The sequence below is a fragment of the Actinomyces ihuae genome, assembly GCF_001457875.1.
Taxonomy (GTDB): Bacteria; Actinomycetota; Actinomycetes; order Actinomycetales; family Actinomycetaceae; genus Pauljensenia; species Pauljensenia radingae_A.
Map to the genome: position 1 here is coordinate 1,232,353 of NZ_CZPX01000005.1, position 18,358 is coordinate 1,250,710.

The 18,358-nt window shown below is 55.9% G+C and carries 21 protein-coding genes and 1 pseudogene; 6 read left to right on the top strand and 16 right to left on the bottom strand.

Features of this window, described 5'->3' with window-relative positions; translation table 11 throughout:
- Positions 1 to 60 precede the first annotated feature (60 nt).
- The gene (locus BN3002_RS10045; RefSeq protein WP_257525624.1) at positions 61 to 633 is read right to left on the bottom strand and encodes a DNA-processing protein DprA; all 573 of its coding nucleotides are present in this window, start codon (positions 631 to 633) and stop codon (positions 61 to 63) included.
- A gap of 600 nt (positions 634 to 1,233) precedes the next feature.
- Here BN3002_RS10045 and BN3002_RS10050 point away from each other — a divergent pair.
- Together BN3002_RS10050 and BN3002_RS10055 are read left to right on the top strand one after the other, a co-directional pair.
- Positions 1,234 to 1,473: an antitoxin VbhA family protein gene (locus tag BN3002_RS10050; protein WP_058237714.1), complete on the top strand. Its 240-nt coding sequence runs from the start codon at positions 1,234 to 1,236 to the stop codon at positions 1,471 to 1,473.
- 4 nt (positions 1,474 to 1,477) lie between these two features.
- Positions 1,478 to 2,272 carry a Fic/DOC family protein gene (locus BN3002_RS10055; RefSeq protein ID WP_074026235.1) on the top strand — a complete coding sequence of 265 codons (795 nt, stop codon included), beginning with the start codon at positions 1,478 to 1,480 and terminating at the stop codon, positions 2,270 to 2,272.
- 136 nt (positions 2,273 to 2,408) lie between these two features.
- Here BN3002_RS10055 and BN3002_RS10060 read toward each other — a convergent pair whose 3' ends face one another.
- From BN3002_RS10060 to BN3002_RS10075, 5 genes are read right to left on the bottom strand one after another with little or no spacing between them, the layout of a single operon-like run.
- Positions 2,409 to 3,542 carry an ArdC-like ssDNA-binding domain-containing protein gene (locus BN3002_RS10060; RefSeq protein ID WP_058237715.1) on the bottom strand — a complete coding sequence of 378 codons (1,134 nt, stop codon included), beginning with the start codon at positions 3,540 to 3,542 and terminating at the stop codon, positions 2,409 to 2,411.
- Positions 3,543 to 3,545: 3 nt separating this feature from the next.
- Positions 3,546 to 3,680, bottom strand: coding sequence for a hypothetical protein (locus BN3002_RS11360; RefSeq protein ID WP_257525625.1), 135 nt, complete (start codon positions 3,678 to 3,680; stop codon positions 3,546 to 3,548).
- A 33-nt stretch (positions 3,681 to 3,713) separates the two neighbouring features.
- The gene (locus BN3002_RS10065) at positions 3,714 to 4,094 is read right to left on the bottom strand and encodes a single-stranded DNA-binding protein (RefSeq protein ID WP_058237716.1); all 381 of its coding nucleotides are present in this window, start codon (positions 4,092 to 4,094) and stop codon (positions 3,714 to 3,716) included.
- Positions 4,095 to 4,114: 20 nt separating this feature from the next.
- On the bottom strand, positions 4,115 to 5,050 hold the full coding sequence (locus BN3002_RS10070; RefSeq protein ID WP_257525626.1) for a C40 family peptidase: 936 nt from the start codon (positions 5,048 to 5,050) through the stop codon (positions 4,115 to 4,117).
- 2 nt (positions 5,051 to 5,052) lie between these two features.
- Positions 5,053 to 5,388, bottom strand: a complete 336-nt coding sequence (locus BN3002_RS10075; RefSeq protein ID WP_074026236.1) for a glutaredoxin domain-containing protein — start codon at positions 5,386 to 5,388, stop codon at positions 5,053 to 5,055.
- A 56-nt stretch (positions 5,389 to 5,444) separates the two neighbouring features.
- On the opposite strand from BN3002_RS10075, the gene BN3002_RS10080 reads away from it, so the two are divergent.
- A complete protein-coding gene (locus BN3002_RS10080) occupies positions 5,445 to 5,708 on the top strand; it encodes a type II toxin-antitoxin system RelE family toxin (RefSeq protein ID WP_058237960.1) in 264 nt (87 codons plus the stop codon).
- Between the two features lie 434 nt (positions 5,709 to 6,142).
- Here BN3002_RS10080 and BN3002_RS10090 read toward each other — a convergent pair whose 3' ends face one another.
- From BN3002_RS10090 to BN3002_RS11565, 8 genes are all read right to left on the bottom strand, one after another.
- Positions 6,143 to 6,322: a hypothetical protein gene (locus tag BN3002_RS10090; RefSeq protein WP_257525627.1), complete on the bottom strand. Its 180-nt coding sequence runs from the start codon at positions 6,320 to 6,322 to the stop codon at positions 6,143 to 6,145.
- A gap of 189 nt (positions 6,323 to 6,511) precedes the next feature.
- Positions 6,512 to 9,154, bottom strand: a complete 2,643-nt coding sequence (locus BN3002_RS10095) for a VaFE repeat-containing surface-anchored protein (protein WP_058237719.1) — start codon at positions 9,152 to 9,154, stop codon at positions 6,512 to 6,514.
- Positions 9,155 to 9,298: 144 nt separating this feature from the next.
- Complete coding sequence (locus BN3002_RS10100) at positions 9,299 to 10,462, bottom strand: coiled-coil domain-containing protein (RefSeq protein WP_058237720.1); 1,164 nt, start codon at positions 10,460 to 10,462, stop codon at positions 9,299 to 9,301.
- Between the two features lie 71 nt (positions 10,463 to 10,533).
- Positions 10,534 to 10,836: a hypothetical protein gene (locus tag BN3002_RS10105; RefSeq protein ID WP_154955736.1), complete on the bottom strand. Its 303-nt coding sequence runs from the start codon at positions 10,834 to 10,836 to the stop codon at positions 10,534 to 10,536.
- Positions 10,837 to 10,843: 7 nt separating this feature from the next.
- The gene (locus BN3002_RS10110) at positions 10,844 to 11,647 is read right to left on the bottom strand and encodes a ParA family protein (RefSeq protein ID WP_058237722.1); all 804 of its coding nucleotides are present in this window, start codon (positions 11,645 to 11,647) and stop codon (positions 10,844 to 10,846) included.
- Between the two features lie 81 nt (positions 11,648 to 11,728).
- The gene (locus BN3002_RS10115; protein WP_157843531.1) at positions 11,729 to 12,799 is read right to left on the bottom strand and encodes a tyrosine-type recombinase/integrase; all 1,071 of its coding nucleotides are present in this window, start codon (positions 12,797 to 12,799) and stop codon (positions 11,729 to 11,731) included.
- Positions 12,800 to 13,528: 729 nt separating this feature from the next.
- Positions 13,529 to 13,906 carry an IS256 family transposase gene (locus BN3002_RS10120; protein ID WP_058237241.1) on the bottom strand — a complete coding sequence of 126 codons (378 nt, stop codon included), beginning with the start codon at positions 13,904 to 13,906 and terminating at the stop codon, positions 13,529 to 13,531.
- A 21-nt stretch (positions 13,907 to 13,927) separates the two neighbouring features.
- Positions 13,928 to 14,272: an IS1/IS1595 family N-terminal zinc-binding domain-containing protein gene (locus tag BN3002_RS11565; protein WP_443592066.1), complete on the bottom strand. Its 345-nt coding sequence runs from the start codon at positions 14,270 to 14,272 to the stop codon at positions 13,928 to 13,930.
- A gap of 344 nt (positions 14,273 to 14,616) precedes the next feature.
- On the opposite strand from BN3002_RS11565, the gene BN3002_RS10125 reads away from it, so the two are divergent.
- On the top strand, positions 14,617 to 14,853 hold the full coding sequence (locus BN3002_RS10125) for an integrase core domain-containing protein (RefSeq protein ID WP_257525628.1): 237 nt from the start codon (positions 14,617 to 14,619) through the stop codon (positions 14,851 to 14,853).
- 87 nt (positions 14,854 to 14,940) lie between these two features.
- Here the strand turns inward: BN3002_RS10125 and BN3002_RS11365 are convergent, their stop codons facing one another.
- Together BN3002_RS11365 and BN3002_RS11520 are read right to left on the bottom strand one after the other, a co-directional pair.
- The gene (locus BN3002_RS11365) at positions 14,941 to 15,357 is read right to left on the bottom strand and encodes a 4'-phosphopantetheinyl transferase superfamily protein (protein ID WP_257525629.1); all 417 of its coding nucleotides are present in this window, start codon (positions 15,355 to 15,357) and stop codon (positions 14,941 to 14,943) included.
- A gap of 6 nt (positions 15,358 to 15,363) precedes the next feature.
- Positions 15,364 to 15,642, bottom strand: a pseudogene (locus BN3002_RS11520) (hypothetical protein); the annotation flags it as partial.
- 94 nt (positions 15,643 to 15,736) lie between these two features.
- On the opposite strand from BN3002_RS11520, the gene BN3002_RS10135 reads away from it, so the two are divergent.
- Together BN3002_RS10135 and BN3002_RS10140 are read left to right on the top strand one after the other, a co-directional pair.
- On the top strand, positions 15,737 to 16,294 hold the full coding sequence (locus tag BN3002_RS10135; protein ID WP_157843532.1) for an ECF transporter S component: 558 nt from the start codon (positions 15,737 to 15,739) through the stop codon (positions 16,292 to 16,294).
- A 16-nt stretch (positions 16,295 to 16,310) separates the two neighbouring features.
- Positions 16,311 to 18,350: an ATP-binding cassette domain-containing protein gene (locus tag BN3002_RS10140; RefSeq protein WP_074026237.1), complete on the top strand. Its 2,040-nt coding sequence runs from the start codon at positions 16,311 to 16,313 to the stop codon at positions 18,348 to 18,350.
- Positions 18,351 to 18,358: the final 8 nt, after the last annotated feature.

Sequence of the window (18,358 nt, forward strand, 5' to 3'; positions counted from 1 at the left end):
GGCCGTAGAATCGCGGCCTCCCCCCTACAGCTCGGAGTGGAGGCCGCGATCCGCTGTTTTTTAAGGCAGTAGGCCAAGTATGTCGTCTGCGGTGGTGATCGTGTGGGCGCCTTCTTGGATGAGTTTGTTTGATCCTGCTGCCATCACTGAGGTGGTGGGCCATGCCACGGCTCCGAGTGGAGTGCCGTAGGTCTTGGCTTGTAATCCTGCGAATACGGCGCTTGCGCGGTGGACGGCTTCAATGACGATGAGGATGCTGGCAGTGCGGGCCATGAATGTTTTGAGGTCGAGGAATGCGCTGCGCACTGGAGGCTCGTGATCCTCGCGTAAAGATAGGTGTGCGCCTCCACAGTTGATGAGCTGAGTGCAGGTGGGAGCATTTACCCGTGGGTAGATATTTTCTAGACCTGAGGGCAGGCAGCAGATTATGGGAGTTTCGTGCTGTAGTGCGGTTTCCATGACGGCCTGTGAGGTTCCTATCCCACTGTCGCACATGAGCGTGACCTCGCGACCTGCTAGCTGGCGTGTCAATGTGCAAGCCATCTGTGCGGCGCTTCCAGTGCACGCACGGTTTCCCACCAGGGCGACGATCGGGCGTGAAATGAGGTCATCCCACTGTGTCTCATCGTTCATGCGCACGCGTGCACTGATGCGGTCGTGTTCACTGCTTGTCGTGCGGAGGGCCTTGAGTGAGACGCGAAATGTTTGGCTGTTCGTGGTAGTTGTGCGTGTCATGGTTGTGAGCATCGGACTTGTCCCTTTCTGTGTGTGACTTTTGTTTTTGCCTCGCTGGCAGATGAGATGTTGAGGCGAGTACAAGGCGGTTTGGCAACCTTGTGTGGGCGCAGTGGAACGTGGAATAAATAGCGATAGCGGTTTATGCCGCGAAAGTCCGGTGCGTCCAGCCCCTGTGGGGCTTGCCAGGGCGCCGACGAGCGATAATCGAAAGCCAGCGAGGATAAAACACCCATAAAGAGCGCATCCCGAAGGGATGACGATTATGAAAGCGGCGAAGCCACACCGACGGTGCACGGGCTGATTGATGTAATCAGCCCTGACAACAGGAACGCCACGCGCGTGTGCACGGCCCGCGTTCTAGGAAGTTCACCAACTTCGTACATGGCGCTGCTACTGGTTACCTTGGCGCGTGAAATTTGCGTGCTTTATAGCTCGTTTTGCTTGAATTCATGCGGAAAAGTCGAGTATAATAGAGGTGTTGTGAGGAGGGATGAAATGGAAAGCTTTGATGTTGAGCTACGCTGGCCAGAGCTTTTTGAGCACCTCAGTGAGCGTGAGCATCACGCTGTGCGCCAATCGCTTGCTGCAGCATGGCATGAAGGATTTGAGCCTACTCGCGATCATGTCAAGAACTTGACTGAATATGCGCGCGGCGTGATTACGCGCGATGAATACCGTCAGCGCGGTATTGATATTGCGCGCCGTATAGCTGGAGTTTCTTCAGCAGCGCGTTAGTCAAATGGCACGTTTTGACAGCTGGGGATCATATTTCTATCCCGAAACGATTGATCCCGGAACCGGCAACGGTACGCTCCGTAATCTGTATGGGGAGCGCGACGCAGGCGTACTGGCGCAATTGGAGTATGCGGACACGTCCTCACGCGCTGTTGATCTTATCCGCGGCAATGTCTCTATTTCGAAGACGTTTGATGCTGATCATGTGCGCGCTATTCACGCATATCTGTTTCAAGATGTGTATGAGTGGGCCGGCGAGTACCGCTGCGTGAACATGACGAAGGGAAGGAGTAGTTTTGCTGATTGCTATTCAGGTCAAATCGACTGGTACCTTCGCCATGTGCATTCAGGCGTAGCTTCTACCCCGTGGAAGAATATTGATCGTGAGAGCTTTTGTGAGCGTCTTGCCAGCGTATTCGCTGATTTGAATCAGGCCCACCCGTTTCGTGAAGGCAATGGACGTACCGCGAAAGTATTCTTGGAACATGTCGCGCAGCAGTCAAACTACTCTTTAGATTTTGCCTTGGTCTCACCGCATGACTGGAATTACGCCAGCATGCTCAGCGGCCCCGATTTAGGCTCCTTGCAACCAGTTCCTGATTATCTCATACCAGTGTTTGATGCGATCACCGTCAAACGTACAGATATCGATCCTGTACAGGATCGTGGTCAAGAGGTGCAGTCTTTACTGAAAATGAATGGCGGTACGCTCGGGCGCACGAGCCGTTCACGAGTTGCTTCTAATCGGCGTGTGCATGCACGTCGGGCGTCGCGGCCAAAGCATGGTCGAGGCATGTAGACAAGCAATGCAGGTTAAGCGATATGTAGAATAAAGCGCCGCCCTTGAGAGATTTGAGATCCCCTGTGGGCGGCGTCCTTTTGTGTTCCCTGCTGACGCAGGGCATAAAGCCCGTTGGTTTTCGTGATTGTCCCCGTTACCTGCTGCGCGCATGGCTTGTTTCGTGCGACGAGATGCCGCGTGGGGTTGGGTGGTGTGTGGGGTGGTTGAGTTTGGTGAGTTGTGGTGTTTGTCCGATGCCTGGCAGCGGTCGCCTGGTTGGCTTGTCGATGGCTTCCTGCTTGGCTTCTTGGTGTTCTTGTTGTTGCTTGACGTGTTCGAGGGTTTGTACAGCGTGGTCACTGGGCGTTTGTGGATCGAGGTGTTCGATGATCCAGTTGGAGTTTTCGACGACACGCTCGCCGGTGGCGAGGATGGTGTCTTCATCCGCTTTCGACCAGGCTGCTATGTAGCCGGTGGAGTACTCGGCCGTGTCGAGGCCAAAGTACCTACTGACGAGGTAGGCGCACGATTCAGCCTCCACTTCTTTGATTCCCCTGTGCATGTCTGTATTGACCTGATCCATGTGGAGGCGTGCGTGGCTGATTTCGTGAATGAGCGTCTTGAACTGGTGCCCTTTTGGTGCGTCTGTTGCCACGTGGATAGTTTTGTCTCCCATCGCGTCGATGAGAGGGCGTGAGGTGACTCCGTAGGCGCCATGAAGGGCTGCTCTGGTTGTTTCTTCGTATTTGTAGCCGAGGTCTTTGACGATTTGTTGTGCGCGTTGCCAGAGTTCTTCTGAGCGTTCGCCAGTTACTTGCGGGAGGTCTTTGCCTTTAATTGGTTCACCGTCGGTTTGCTGGTAGCCGAACGTTGTGCGCACGGTAAATCCTGTGATCGCTTTCTTCCAGATGATGTCTTTCTTGTCGTATTTGTCTACTTCGGCTTTATTGAGTGGCTTGTCGCTGTTTTTGAGGAAGGGCAGTTTGTATATGACGGGTGCCAGTACCTTGTAACCCTTTTCGCCTTTTTGGACCTGCCTGCCAAGTTTCTTCCAGGCGCTGTAAGAGGCGAAGGATGATTCCATAGTCCCACGCTGTACGGCTTGCGTGTGTAGCCAGATGAGGTTGCGGAATGAGTACCGTGGCATTCGTGCCATGTAGTCAAGCATGTCTTTCCAGGCTTGAGTGTCTGTGAACCTGATGGCGGCTTCGGCTATTTCTGCGTGGGCCAGGGCGAGTTGAGCTTCGCGTTGGGCTCGCGCCGCGTCGGTCTTGCTAGGGCGCGCCATGATCTACATGCCCGCCTGCTGCTTGCCTGTTTCGAGAGCTTCCACTCTGCTGGTGAGCGCGTCGATTTGGTCTTGCTGTGCTTCGACTTGCTCAATGAGGCTTTCGACGAGCTCGAGGGTGGTGTATTGGGGTTTCATCAATTTTCTCCTCATGAAAGGGTGTGGACTGGATTATTTGTCGTGTTGCGTGGCGGGCTGGGTGATGATGTGGAGCTCTTGCCTGGTGAGGTCTGCTCCGATGTGATCGACCCACACATCGTTTGCCGTTCGCTGACTTCCTTCTTCGTCTGTGTAGGTACGCTGGCGATAGCTGCCGGCGAAGATGACGGCCGCGTTGCCGTTAAGGTCATGGAAGTCGTGTAGCTTGACGGCCGCGTTGCCGTTGAGGCGGAGGTAGTACGCAGTGGTGGCCACGTCTTCCCACGTGCCGGTTTCAGTGTTTTTGGCGCGGTCGTTGACAATGACTGTTACTCGCCCGCTGTAGGTACCGTCGTCGTTCATGATGAGTTTGACGGGGCCGGCGAGGTTTCCGGCTCGGATTATGTAGCTCATTTTTCTCCTTCGTGGTTTCTTTAGATTCGGATGGTTGTCCAGGTCATGCCCAGCCAGTACGCGGTGTCCAGAGACACCTGTTCGACATGCCCTCCCACGTCTGGTGCGTGGATCATGAGCCGGTGTCCTTGAGGATCTTTTCCGGCGTAGATCCCGATGTGGTGGTAGTGGGTGCTTCCGTGGTAGGCGAAGCCGATGAGGTCGCCTGGCTGCATGGCGTCTTGCGCAATGGTGGTGCCCGCTGTGGTGATGATGTCGTGTGCGGTTCGAACGTTCAGTGGCTTGCCGAGGTCGGCGTAGACGCGCACAATCAGTCCTGAGCAGTCCAGGCCGCTGGGGCTGGTGCCTCCCCACACGTAGGGCACGCCGAAGTACTTCTGGGCTGTGGCCACAACAGACGACGAAGAAGGAGAAGCCTGAGTGTACTTGCCTGCGAGACGCTTGATGCGTGCGACGTAATCCTGTGTTTCAGTAAACGGAGGGATACCCCCGTGTTGCTGGACGGCTCCAGGCCCCGCGTTGTAGGCGGCCAGTGCCAGGTCAATCGTGTTGCCATCTGCTTGCCCGCTGCGCGTATAGCCTGTGACGATTTCGACCAGCGCGCACATGAAGGCACCCTGGCTGGCGATGGCATCATCGGGATTGAAGGGATCTGCGGTGCCGTCACCGTCGGCATCGATGCCACGTGTTTTCCACGTGCCAGGCATGAACTGCGCGATGCCCTGCGCGCCCATCGGACTGACCGCGTGAGGATCCCATCCTGATTCAGCTTCGATCTGTGCGGCAATCAAGCTGGGAGTGATTTCCTCACAGATACTCCCAGCCTTCATCACGGCCGCCAGGTACTCAGCTGGCACGCCACTTAATGATGCGGCTCTTTCTTCTTCTCCTCCAGCCATCATCAATGGAATAACCGTGAGCGGGATGGCGGCTAGTATGCCGACAAGCTTTTTCACGCTCATCGCCCTTGATGCGGCTCAAGCCGGTGCGCATTGGGTTGGGCGGGACCGGTTGTACGGGCTTTCCTGGTAGGCCCGTTCTGGTCGGGTTGAGTGTATGGCTCTGCTAGAGCGATGATTTGGCGGATGCGGTCGGGCCTGAAGCCGGCAGAGCGCCCCTGGCTGGTTTCAATGATTGGGGCTGATAGGAGGCCTTCGGCTTTGAAGCGCTCTATGAGGTCTGGCCGCTGGCTTAAGTCAATGTGGTCGTAGGAGATTCCCGCTTTGTCGAGGGTGCGGCGAGTGAGTGCGCATCCTGGGCAGTGCGGCGTGGTGTAGATCGTGATGGCGTCCATACTGGTGACGTATGGTGTGTGCGCACAAGGCTACTCGCAGGCGAGGGGACGATGACGTGGCACCTTATGAGCGTGAAAGGCTTGATAAGTCCTTTGGGAAGCTGGATAAGCAGAGGCAACGCATTGTGAAGTCATGGATTGAAAAGAATCTCGTGGGTGCTGGGGACCCACGAATCCACGGTAAAGCGTTGACTGCCGCCAGGCGCGGCCAGTGGCGCTACCGTGTGGGTGATTATCGAATCCTTGCTGATATACGAGACGCTCAACTCATTCTCATCCTCATCAGTGTCGGTCATAGAAGCAAGATCTACCAGAAATGATGACAAGCTTATGCAGTCTTAGTGATCGTCAGACAAACCGTGTGGCCTGCACCGCAAAGGGTGTGGGCCACACGGTTTGAATTATGGCGCGCGTGTGGGCCGTGTGTGTATCCCGGCTTATACGGCGTGTTGCGTGTCGAGATAGGCTGTAACAGCCTTACGAATGAGTGCAGATTTGGGCATGTTTTCGTTGCGCGCCTGGTTTCTCACGGCATTGTCAAGTTCTTGGGGTGCCCGTATTTTCCACGTGCATCGAGCGGTATTTTCTTCTCCGCGGGGTCGCCCTTGCGGCATGAAAATCTCAGCGAGGTCCAAGGGGCCCGCGGTTCCGGGGTGAAGCTGGCGGCGCGTGTGGAGTTGTCCGCGTTCAGCTTTATCGGCTAGCGCATCATAATCAGTGAGGTCAATGTGCACGGTGTAGTCCTTTCTGTGGCTTACGAGACGAGGTCGGGGCGGTCCATCGCGTGAAACACAACGATGTCCCCCCAGGGTTTGCGTGCGGCAAATACTTCAATGACCCGCGTGGTTTGCGCGTGTGGGTGTCCGTAGAATGCCACTGTCATGTCACCTGCTTCACCATCAAGTTCATCAACACCTAGATGTGGGTGGGTCATCGCGTAGTAAGCGTCTTCTGGCGTGATGCCGTGACGTTGTGAGGAAGGTGTGAAAGTAAGGTCAGTCCGCTTGAACACAAATATATAGTACCACAAAGTAGGGCCACATGTGTGTTGAGTGACGTTCTGATAGGAACGTGGCCCGCAGGGTTTCCTGCGGGCCACGTCCGTCATATTAGGAGGTGAGAGTTAGGCTGATTTGCGTCTCTTGGCGAGGGTGAGTGCGCCGCCTCCTGCTAGTAGTAGCGCTGCTGCGCCGCTCAGAGCGGTGGTGGCACCTGTTCTTGCCAGGTCGCGTCCCGCGCCGCCGTCGGAGTGATCAGAGGCTTTGAGCTTGATCGTCTGGTCGGTGTCGTTCGCATCTTCGTGGGTACCAACGAGCTGGCCGTCAGCGTCGTAGACGTATTCGAAGGCAACCAGCTCGGTGTTCGCCATGCCTGTAGTGTCGAGCGTGGCTATTACCTTGCCGCAATCTTGCGGGCTCTGGGGCGAGAATTTCGCGGTTACCTCATAGTCCTTGTCGCCGACCGTGACCATCTTGCCGGTGGTCTTGTTGTGAATCTTGAGCTTGAGGGTGTATTCGGTGCCGGGAACGAGTTTTTCGTTCGCGTCGCATACCGTGTCGATCAGTTTGGTGTCCTTGGCGGGCGTGAGCGTCTTGTCACCGTTTTCGCCGGTGAAAGTGGTCTTTAGCTTCGGGCCAGGCTCAAACGTGATTGTCTGGTTCTCATCGGTAATGTCAGCATGGATGGTGATGGACTTGCCATCGTGGAATAGTTCCTCGAAGGCGACGGTGGTCTTGCCAGCAAAGAGTGCTGCGTCTAGCTCGAAGGCGACTTCGACACTGCCGTTAGCGGTTTCAGGTGTGAACTTCGTGGTTGAAGTGATTTCCTTACCCGCACCGTCAAGCATGGGCTTGCCGGTTTCCTTATCCATGAGGGTGCCAACTACTTCGTATTCCTTACCGAGTTCAAGGTTGGTGTAGGTAACCACGTCGGTAAGGGTGCGCGTGCCGTATCCAGGGACCGGGCCGCGCTTGTTTTCGTACATGAGCGTGGTGTGGATACCAGGCTCGGGTGCGATAGTGAACTGTTCGGTCTGGTCTTCAACGGAAGTTGCTAGAGGCTGAACGCGGTCGTCGCCAGCGAAGGTGGAGATGAATACATAGGTGCCAGCGACCAGCTTGCCGTCCGCACCAGTCTTAGCGATCCAGGACGTGTCACCAATGCTGGGGTAGAAGCCGTTCTTGGCTGGAATGGTGACGGTTTCACCGATCTTTTCAGCCTTGTCACGGTTCGCTTGGGTTACTTCAAGGCCAGCGGGGAAGAACAGTACTTCGTGAGAGATTTCTTTCTCGTCTGCCTTGAAGCCTGCTGCGCCTTCAAAGTTGGGGTGATCCTTGGGCATACCAGTTACAAACACGTCATCTACCAAGTAGGTGCCCGCCTTGGTGTCGCGCACACTCAGCTGCGAATCAATCTGAGCTGGGTGCCTTACCGACGTGGTTTCGTCTGCCAGGCCGTAACCGTCAGCAAAGTCGGCCTTAATGTACTTAGACCAATCAGCGTCTTGGTCATCGGCCTTTACTTCCCATACCCACGTGTAGAAGCCGTCCTTCGGTGCTATGCCCGCGTTAGCGGTAATCATCGTTTCAGGCCCGTCTGCCTTGACGGTGACGGACTTGATTAGCTCTGCGCCTTCTGGCACAGTTTCGCTCTGTTCAGCCGGAGCTAGTGCCGAGACGTAGTAAACGCTTGCACGATAGTTCACGGGCACGTCAGTGCCATCGATGTTGAGCCACTTGCCGTCCCCGTAGTTCGGGTCAGCGTTTGGGGTGAACGTGTCAGTCAGCTCGCTGCCACTGTCAATAACCTTAGCGGTATCCACATTCGATACACCTTGCGGGCGGAAATCAAAAATCACATCCCACGACGGAGAAGTCACAGTCTTTGAGGTTACTTTCGCAACGTCATAGATGACGCTCTGATTCGCTCCGCCAGGAGCCGCAAAGCCCAACACGGGAGCAGTAATGTTCTTGAATGTGACGCTTGCGCTAACCGTACCATTTCCTGTTGAGTGCCATTTGATACCGGTAATAGGTGTAGAGGCGGTTGTTCCCGTGTAGGTCTTGGTGCCGGTCGCGTCGAACACAGCCGGACCATTGAGCGTGGCAGTGAACGGATAACCCGCGACAGGATTGCCGCTACCGTTTACTAGTCTGATGCCGTCAAGCGTTCCGTACATGTGATCGCTGGTTTCCGGTTCGCCTGCTTCCCAGCCCACGATGCTCTTGGCTTTTGCTTCGGCTACCATTTGGCGGGCGCGTGCCTGCACGCTTTCGGGCGCGAGGCCTAGGAGGGCGTCAACGTTTTGCTGGGACTTTTCCGCTCCCTGCGCGCTGCTCTCAAAATTCACGTGAGCGAGGAATCCTGTCGCGGCTGCGTCCACGTCCGTGTTAGAGAACTCCAGGGATTTTGGAGTCCACTTGTTCATGATGTACGCCATTTGGGCGACATTCACGCTCAAGTCAGCTGGGCGCCGAAGATTAGGCTGGCTGGTCAGTTCTCCCGGTGTGACCGCGATCGAGGCCGACGGGTTCACCGCATCTGCTTGAATGCACAGACCGGGGACAGGCTGGCCGCTATAGGGAATCCATGTCCCCAGCCAGCCTACGCTTCCTCCGATAGGAACGCCGCGCACCCACGAACCAGCAGCATGAGTAGGTAGTTGTGCGGATACCGTTGCGACGAGAGCGAGAACAACGGCGGCAATTGTTGCTCCCACTTTCAGTGCTCGATCTCGCCAGTGGTATCCGATGGTCGATGTAGACATGAACTCGCTCCATCTGTTGATTGTCAGTGATCACTGAGTCCCACTTATTGGGATCTCAGCCACTTCGTAGATAGTGCGCGCACAGTATTTGCCCGCCCAGCATGGTGCTGAGCGGGCAAATCGGAATGTTTTTACGAAAAAAGACTAGCTGCAGTCTCCGACGCAAATTTCGCCTTGAACATCTCCTATCACGTTGCCGTTTTCGTCTGGCGTTACTTGGTGGTGCCAGCTTCCGTCTGTATTATCTTGTATCCATTCGGGGAAGTTGGGGTTGTAGCAGTATTGGCCTCCGCCGCACACGTCTTCACTGCTTGATCCGCCGTCGCTGTAGCCGCCGTTGCCGCCTGCGTTGCCTCCGTTCCAGTCGTTGGAGCCTTCGTTACTGGTGTATCCGGTGTTGTCGTCGTATGGGCTGGTGTTTCCTGCGTCTTGCCTGGTGTCGGCTTGTGCTTTTGCTTTGGCTTGAGTGTCGGCCCATTTCTTGTGTGCTTCATTGACGCTCGTCGTGGCTTCTTTTAGCACGGTGACTTGAGTGAGGGTCGTGTCGATAGTTGCGAACCTGTCTTGGAGAGTTTGCACTGAGTCGGATACTGTCAGCGTGCTGCCAGACTGTGTGGATTCGGGTTGAGATGCGGACTGCGCGTCTGATTGAGCTGTGTCCCCTGATTGTGGGGCGTCGGTTTGCGCGGTTTCAAGCGCGTCGTCAAGCTCATTCAGGATGGTGGAGTCCACGCCTTCACGCGGAGCGGTTTTAGCTGCCTGGATCGCGTCGGCCAGCTGCTTGTCTGCTGCGGCCTGGTCAGCGTCTGCCCGTTCGCCCAACTGGTTTTCAATGGTCGTGTTGGCGTCTTCGAGCGTGCCAGTGACAGCCTCGAGGGTATTTGTGTGGGCAGTGAGCTCCCTGGTTGCATTTTCCAGCTGGGCGCGGGTGAGCTCATCGGCGTCATCGACTTGGGGTGCGTCAGGAGCGGCCTGTGTGGCCTGGCGGGCTGCGTTGAATTCGTCGGCTTGGAGGTCGCTGGCGTAAGTGGCGAGCATGGCGCTAAGCGCGTCAGCGTCCGCCTGCGCGTGTTGGAGGTCTGTTTGTGCCTGCGTGTTCTCGTCTTGTGCTTCTTCAAAGGCTGAGCGTGCCTGGGCGGTGGCCGCGTGAGCATGCCAGATGAGGCCCACGGCTGCGAGGACAGCAACTAGGGCGAGACTGAGGGCTATCAGGACAGGCTTTCGCTTGTACCATGCGGGTTTGATTTCCGACGTGTTCGGGGTGGCGTCACCGCGGTCTTCAACGGCTGGAGTGTTAGTAGTGTTCATTTGGATTCCACGGGTTGTTTCTTTTACAGAGGATAACGGGAAATTCATATTTGGTCGAGTGTGTGAACGCTTCATCGTGGCCCTACCGGCAGGGTTCCCGGTGGCTGTGGGAGAGCCACATGATTCAGGCGACGATTCACGCTGGTGGTTTCTTTCTTGAGTGCTCGCTCGACCCATTGGCTCCATGTGCGTGGCCCGTCGTAAGGGAGTTCGCTCAGGTATGCACCGCGTGCTGCGTTAGCGATGTGCGCGTCTAACGTGATCGTGATTTTTTGTTTGCTGGCCGGCGCTTGTTCGGGTGTGCGTGGATTGTCGCGCGGTGCAATCACCGTTTGTCCGGTCAGTGCGGATCTGCGGGGTTGTGGCTTACTCATGTGCATGTCATTTCTCCTTGGTTTCGTGATGATGGCAGATGGCGTGGAGGTAGTCGGTGTAGATGGTGGCGAGAGCGGCCGCATCACGGGTGGGCCACTGTTCTAGTGGCTGTGAGGCTTCTACGCTGTCTGCAATGGCTACCCTCTTGGGTATGGGCGGGTCGAAGATGGTGAGTCTGCGTTTTTCGGCTTCATCGCTGAGTTCGTTGAGCCAGTGGCCACCGCTGGTGGTGCGTGCCTCGTGTTGGTTGATGATGATGCCGCCGATGGTGAGGTGTGGATTGTAGTAGCGGCGGATTTCTTCAATCGAGGTGAGCAGGCGTGCCAATCCATTGGCTGACCACAGTTTCGAGTGGGTAACGATCAGGGCGGTATCTGTTGCGGTGAGGCCGTTGATGGTGAGCTGATCGAGGGATGGAGGGCAGTCAATGAGGCATAGGTCGTAGTCGAGTTCGACGGCCTTGAGGGCGGTGTCTAGCCTGCTTTCGCGGCCTGCCCCTGCTACTACCAGTTCATCTCGTACTACTGGTAGTGCTTCGCCTGTGGTGGGTACGAGGTCTACTCCCTCCCACAGTCCGGGCACAATGACGTCTGCGATAGGCATTTGCGACCGATGTGAGAGCACGTCAGCTAGTCCTGCTTGATCTTCTCCTACGGGGTGGCGTGCTAGTGAAGATGTGATGTTGCCCTGGGGATCCAGGTCGATCACAAGGACGCGCATTCCATCAAGCACTGCCGCGCGTGAAAGGTGGTAGGTCGTAGTTGACTTGCCGACACCACCTTTTTGGTTACAAAGAGCAATTGTTAACATGAGTTTCCTTAACAGTAGGGTTACCAGCGATTGCGGCAAGGCTGGCATTGCCAGTTATTCCAGCAATTCAGGAGTACGGGTTTAGAAAAGGTATTCGTTGAATACTGTTGGTAGCAGGTCGAGAGCTTCGCGCTGGAGGCGCACGCTCACGTTCATGTAAAGAGCTGTTGTCGATAGGTTTTCGTGACGCATAAGGGTTTGGACGACGCGCGCGTCGGCACCGGCTTCGAGCAGTGCTGTTGCGAAATAGTGGCGCAATTGATGTGACGTCATCTTTACTCCCACGCGGGCGAAGGCATTCGAAATACTTGAGCCGACGGCCCGTCGTTCCACATGAGTCTTAGGGTCTTTTGGTGAGGGGAACCAGTAGCCGCGTAACGGATAGTTTCTCGCTTCCTGCATGATGATCGGATGTACCGGCACAACAGAGGTCTTATGGTTCTTGCCGACGACTTCCAATAAGCCAGTGGCATGATCGAGGTCTTGACCACGGATCTTTGCTATCTCGTGTACTCGCAGACCGGCGAAGGCTCCGAGCATGATGCGTGTACGCGTGCCGCCTCGAAGCGGCGAGGATAGTGCGGCTTGTAATTGAACGTCGGTGATCGGCCGTGGTTTGTATTTAGGGCGTTTTGGTGGAGCTACCCGGATCATTGGGTTGTCCGCGCGCTGATCAGTGATGACTAGCCAGCGGTAGAACGCGCGTAGGTGGACGTAGTAGGTGTGGCGCGTGATGGCTGAGGGCAGGGTCACCAGCCAGAGCGTGATGTCCTGGTAGGTGGCCGTGAGCGCGTCCAGGTTTGCCTGTTTGGAGAATTGCTCCACGACGCGGATGCGTTCATCGATGGTGCGTGTGGATAATGAGCGGGCGGCCATTTCGACCATCCAGGCTTCAAGTAGCTGATTGGAAAGTATTGGTCTCGTAATCATGCCTAAAGTTTGCGCCAATACCCGCACCAATCGAGCGCGCGCCAGCGCTGTCTTTGACGTGCGCCCGCCATTTCCGGAGTGGTCAGTATTGTCGTAATGACTGGTGATTGTGGAGTTGCCAGCGATTCTGGTAAATGAAAACGCGAGCATCGTGAGCAGCGCGATATATGCTGATTTGAGGAAAAAATCTTGTAATGAATAGGTCGTGGGTTCGATTCCCACAGGTGGCTCTGGTGATGCCCCCGCGAGAGCGGGGGCTTTCGCATATCCGGGGGTGAACGGCGCGGGTATCCATCCTCCAAGTCTGTCCATTGTTGGGAGCAGGTCTACTGAAGTGTCCCGGGTTTTCTTCCGTTTGGGTGGATGGGAATAATCTGGTTTATGCCGAAGAATTTTGGGGTGAGTGCCCGAAATGTGTGTATGGGGTGGGCGTGTCGCGGGGTGTTGAGTGTCCGGCCCAGCCTTTTTTGATGTGTAGTGATCCGTCTTGGTAGTTGGTGTTGTAGTCGATGGTGGTGTCGTAGCGGGCTGGTGTGCCGGGGCTGTCGGCACGCGTGGTGAGGGGTTTGTGGGATGGTGGCTGGTAGTGGCTGGTGAGGTAGCGTACCGGTTGGTGGGGTGGATTGATTTGTTGTTGAGGGATCATTGGACCGCGGTTCGCATGTGGTTTTGTGACAGGTCTTTATGAGCGGCGAGCAGTTTTCTGATGCCGGCGTTGATCCCGCCTTCGAGACTGCTTGTGGTTCTTGCTATCCCAAGGGTGGCAACGCTGGGGTCAAGATGAGTGAACAGGGACTTGTTGGCCAGTAGCTTCGCTAGGCGCAGGTAGGCGCGTCGAAGCCGGTAGTGGGTGTACCACCAGTGTTGTCGTCCTGGTTGCCAGCTGGTGTTGTAGGTTCGTTGCCTGGTGAGGTGAGCGTGAATGTTCCACCATTGGTTGAGTTGGGTGGCTCATGTGGCGGCTTCGTCGAGAGTGTTGATGGCGGCGAGGTTGCCTCCGAGGCGCAGTAATGCCTTGCCGGCAGGGGTTTTCGGGTGCCCTGTCAGGTCGGTTTTCGTGTTGAGCCATACGTGGAACAGGCAGCGCTGAACCCCGGTGGCGGGCCAGCATTGCCGGATCGCTTTGAGTGCTCCTGGCCCGCCATCGGTGATGACCACGGTAGGGGCTGGGAACTTGGAAAGAAGCGCCTGCCATGCGGCTACGGATTCACGGTCGCACCATTGCCAGCCAATGACGTGTGACTCGTTTGTTGCGATCAGTAAACACCAGTGGTGGGATAGATAAATCCCGTCGATGATGATCTGATCATAAATCTCACCAGTGATCAACGGTTGCGGAGGATCGACCTGCTAGCACCAGGAGACCTTTCTGGCAAACGAGGTTGTCGGCATTGCCAGCTGTTTGACGCACACTCCTGCCACAAGCCATGACACGAAAAGTGATGCCTGGGCTCGCCTGGTGGTATCTGGGCGGTTGATAACCCTCGACGCTCCGCACGTTCGGCACCGCCACCTGGTTCTTCCAGCACTGGTTTTGCCGTTCTTGACAAGCTTGTGGCCGCATACACCACAACGCGGCCGATTTCTAGCAGCATGGACCATACATGCTTTCAAAGCATGTACACAGCGCTCAAACCCCTGACACACCGAACAAAAACCAACACCACGTACACACAATCCGGGCATTAACCCCATGACGTGCAGCCGTGCGCAATCCCCTAAAAAAGGCGTGCGGATGTGCACATACCCCTAAAAACTCTCGCCAAAATGCACATACCCCTAGATCTAACGGCGCTACATTCCACCCGAATTTCAAACATGCAGGTCACGGCGTAGTGCAGGTACCGGACGAGGCAGCACGCCCTCTTTATCTAGGGGTATGTGCACGAAAAGGCGAAGATTTAGGGGTATGTGCATCGGGAGGCCTTAAATCTAGGGGTATGTGCATCGGGAGGCGCAAATTCGGCACGCCACGCTCGCGGGGAAGTGCCGATTCACAGACCACCGTGTGCAGCGTGACGAGGTTCGAGAAGCTAGCGTTGAACGCCCATGCGTTGGCCGAGAACGTCAATGGCTCGTATGAGAACGAGTTGGTCCATACCCGCGCATGGCGTGATGTGCTCGAGGTTGAGGTCGCGACTTTCGAATGGGTGAACTGGTGGAGCCGCACCCGTCTCCACCAAGGCCTCGACTACCGCAACCCGGTCGAGATCGAGAACGACTACTGGAACATCGCGAGCACATCAAAGAAAATGGAAACCAGGGCAAACGCCTAGGAAGCAAACCCAGGACACGTCAGTTTCGCGCACCCCAAAGCCTTTTATTAAAATGAGGGTCTTTTCCTGATGGCTCTAACCGGCTTTTTAGCAATTAGGGGACATGGATGAGGCAGCAGTGACTCCGCTCATTATCCAGGCAGCACTGTGAATCAAGCCATTGGCGATGATCCAGGCTCCGTTAATGAGCGCTCTATCACGACCTTTCATCACTACACCGAAGCGACCGGAATCAATGCGGAGTGGGTCTTTTCCCTGCAGGTCTGTAGTTAACTCGCAGTCGAGGAAATCCAGGAAGCGACCGGTCGCTGGAGCATAGGCCTTGTAGGCGGCTTCTTTCGCACTGAAAATGATCCTGTCCCACGCTGAATTTTCCAGGGCTGGTGTTCTGCGAAAAATCTGGCACTCCCCGGGGGTGAGAATTCGGTCTCGTAGCCCTTCGGGTAGTGGCAACGCGCTCTCGGCATCAATTCCGATTCCTGTCACGTCCTGTGACGATGCCACGACTGCAGCACGATATTGTCCGGTGTGTGTGAGTGAACCAGTTGTCCCTTCCGGCCACTGCAATCCTCGAATAGCGTGCGCGATCAATGGCGGTCGGGACAGGCCCAGACATCTCAGGGCATCTCGTGCGCACGCTCGCACGCTGATGAATTCCTCGCGCCGTTGACGCGTCGCCCCTCGTAGATACGTGCGCTCTGACGCAAATAGCACTTCCTCGTGCATGCCCCACGCCACTCGCGCGTAGACCTGTACTGGAAAGAGGCCCTCATAGATCTGTCGGCACATTTTTAAAAAATCCTTGTTGCATAATTTTTAGGAATTAGGTTACCCTAACCTAACTATGTAAATAGTGCTTGGTTATACCGAGAGGGGTCGCTCTGTGAACGCGGAAGTAAAGAATGAAAAGAATCTATCGATAACGCAGGCACTCCTCGTCTCTGTCGCAGTTGGAGTCGCTGGGTCGATAGTTATTGTTCCGCTGACGTATCTGCAGATCTTCGCGACCCTTGCCCACACTTACCTTGTTGCCCTGACTCTGGGACTGTGGGTGATTCCTTGCCTTCTGCCCCTCGTACTTGTCAGGCGTCCCGGCTCAGCTCTGCTCGCCTGCGGCGCTATCGGCGTAATCTCAGCGGTTACAACCCCCTTTGGTCTGGCGGCAATTCCAGCTCTGCTTTTTGAAGGTTTAATTGTCGAGATTCCATTCCTGGTGACTCTGTACCGGTCCTGGCGAACCGTTCAGTACTACGTGGCCGGAGGTATCCTCGGTGCCTTCATGGGTTTCATGGTGCCCGCAAGTATCGGAATCAAAACGCCCGGCATCACGCTTCCGATCATCTGCATGCTGATCGCACTGGTTTCTGCGCTGGCAGGAACCTGGCTGTGCTTCCTCATCGGATCCAAGGTGCGTCTGACCGGCGTACTCGGCGAGCACTAGTGACGGTCCGCTGCCGATGCTTTCAGTGGAAAGTCTTGCCGTTATCTCTGATGGCGGGCAAACAATTGTTGGTCCCATCTCTTTCCAGGTCGCGCGCGGCCAGCTCTGCGTGCTCAGTGGGGAACACGGAAGTGGAAAAACTCTGTACGCCAGAGCCATGAGCGGGCTACTGCCGTCGTCATTACACGTAAGCGGTCACGTTCAGTGCGACGAAGTCGTCTACGTTGGAGAAGATGCCGACAGTCAGGTAGCGACACTGTCAGTACTGGACGAAACGGCCAGTTCGCTTGAATATCTCCTGTTACCACCGGTCGAGGTGAAAAAGCGATGCCAATGGGCACTCCGCGCGATGGAGCTGGAAGGACTTGAAGCGAGAAATCCGTGGACGCTTTCCGGCGGAGAGCGTCAGCGCTTGGCGTTAGCCTCGGCGATCGCCCGGAGACCCGACGTGCTGGTTCTTGATAACCCGTGCAGCAACATCGACAAAGCAGGTCGGGACACTGTCTACCACGTCCTGCGACAATTGGCAGATGATGGAATCGCAGTTGTCCTGTGTGAGAACCGGACCCTAAAGCCGCAGTGGGCAGACTCCCTCGTCGCTCTTCCTCGACCGCGACAGCCTCACCGCGCCCCAGAACCTGTTTCATTCGAACACGCACACGGTGCCCTGAAAGGCCCCGCCATCAGTTTGCGCAACATCACATGCGGTCACGATCCTGTCAGACTGGATGCTGTCAGCCTTGACCTTCAACCTGGACACATCTACATGCTGACTGGGCCAAATGGGTGCGGCAAGACAACGCTCATGGCCGTTATCGCCGGAGCTGTCAAACCTGACGGTGGGCAAATAACGGTCAATGGTCGACGTGTTCGCCGGCTTCCAGATGGAATGCTCGATTGGGCGCAGCAAAATCCTGAACGACAGTTTGTCCTGAACACTGTTGAAGAAGAACTGAATAGTGCCTTCGTTAGGAGCGACAGTAAGGGTCCTTTGAGTCCGCAGGATCTTGCTGTTTTGCCGCAACTTTTTGGGCTGACCGATCTTCTTGGCGAATCTCCATACTCGCTCAGTGGGAACCGTAAAAGAGCCTTGGGGATCGTACTGTGTTTGTTGTCAAACCGTCCTCTAGTTGTCCTGGATGAGCCAACGGCGAATTTCAACCAAAGCCAGGTGCTGGGAACAGTCCTGAAGGCCTATGCGCGCAACGGTGGAATAGTTGTTGTCAGCTCACACGACGAGGAACTGCTGCCGCGTGACGTCAGTGTCGATATGAGTCGTACGCACACGCGTGTGAATTCTGAAGTCAAATCCGATGAACACGGTCCTGTCCGTTCCCGTCGCCGCCCAGCAGATGCGACCGTTCCCCTGAACCCGGTCACCGCTATCGGAGTGCTCATCGGACTCATCGTTCTGGGGATTGTGCTTCCTCATGCGGAGGCTGTTGCGGCCCTCAGCGCAGGAGCTCTTCTGGCTGCTGTACCTTTCCACAGAAACTGGCGCACTTTCGTGTTCCACGCTGTCGCGGCAACGTGCGCAGGTCTGGCCTTTTCCCTCATGGCGCTGCGTGGCAGCTGGTATGTGGGAGCAACTCTTGATGTGGCGCGCATTGCTCGACACGGCGCACTGGGATCGCTGATCCTGGCTGCTTCGTTGTGGGCCGGATCGGCGACAACCGTCACCCAACTGGCGGATGCGGTATCGCAGCGGCTCAAAGTGCCGTACACATACTGCAGCATCATGTTGAGCGGCGTGTCGATTGCGCAGTATCTGCACAACACCCAGCCCTTCATAGCAGCCGCAGTACGACTGCGAAACGTCAAAGCGGGCAGCGCATTCAATGCAGCTCTGACGCGAATTCTGCTCCCTGTGCGCTATGCATTTCCACTATTCGTCGAGTCCATTAGGTACTCGAAACGTCTGAACGACACGTTGGAATCGCGTGGCTTTGGTCGATTCTCGAAAAAAACATATCGCCACACTTATTTATGGCGGCTGCGCGACCCAATAACGATTTTATTGATCTTTTTGGCCATTGTCATATCGTTCTGGATTTAGAAAAGAGT

What these genes read in the sequence shown, in the direction of transcription:
- BN3002_RS10045 (WP_257525624.1), bottom strand. Translation starts at nt 633, where the DNA reads ATGAACGATGAGACACAGTGGGATGACCTCATTTCACGCCCGATCGTC.
- BN3002_RS10050 (WP_058237714.1), top strand. Translation starts at nt 1,234, where the DNA reads ATGGAAAGCTTTGATGTTGAGCTACGCTGGCCAGAGCTTTTTGAGCAC.
- BN3002_RS10055 (WP_074026235.1), top strand. Translation starts at nt 1,478, where the DNA reads ATGGCACGTTTTGACAGCTGGGGATCATATTTCTATCCCGAAACGATT.
- BN3002_RS10060 (WP_058237715.1), bottom strand. Translation starts at nt 3,542, where the DNA reads ATGGCGCGCCCTAGCAAGACCGACGCGGCGCGAGCCCAACGCGAAGCT.
- BN3002_RS11360 (WP_257525625.1), bottom strand. Translation starts at nt 3,680, where the DNA reads ATGAAACCCCAATACACCACCCTCGAGCTCGTCGAAAGCCTCATTGAG.
- BN3002_RS10065 (WP_058237716.1), bottom strand. Translation starts at nt 4,094, where the DNA reads ATGAGCTACATAATCCGAGCCGGAAACCTCGCCGGCCCCGTCAAACTC.
- BN3002_RS10075 (WP_074026236.1), bottom strand. Translation starts at nt 5,388, where the DNA reads ATGGACGCCATCACGATCTACACCACGCCGCACTGCCCAGGATGCGCA.
- BN3002_RS10090 (WP_257525627.1), bottom strand. Translation starts at nt 6,322, where the DNA reads ATGACCCACCCACATCTAGGTGTTGATGAACTTGATGGTGAAGCAGGT.
- BN3002_RS10095 (WP_058237719.1), bottom strand. Translation starts at nt 9,154, where the DNA reads ATGTCTACATCGACCATCGGATACCACTGGCGAGATCGAGCACTGAAA.
- BN3002_RS10100 (WP_058237720.1), bottom strand. Translation starts at nt 10,462, where the DNA reads ATGAACACTACTAACACTCCAGCCGTTGAAGACCGCGGTGACGCCACC.
- BN3002_RS10105 (WP_154955736.1), bottom strand. Translation starts at nt 10,836, where the DNA reads ATGAGTAAGCCACAACCCCGCAGATCCGCACTGACCGGACAAACGGTG.
- BN3002_RS10110 (WP_058237722.1), bottom strand. Translation starts at nt 11,647, where the DNA reads ATGTTAACAATTGCTCTTTGTAACCAAAAAGGTGGTGTCGGCAAGTCA.
- BN3002_RS11565 (WP_443592066.1), bottom strand. Translation starts at nt 14,272, where the DNA reads ATGGGGTTAATGCCCGGATTGTGTGTACGTGGTGTTGGTTTTTGTTCG.
- BN3002_RS10140 (WP_074026237.1), top strand. Translation starts at nt 16,311, where the DNA reads ATGCTTTCAGTGGAAAGTCTTGCCGTTATCTCTGATGGCGGGCAAACA.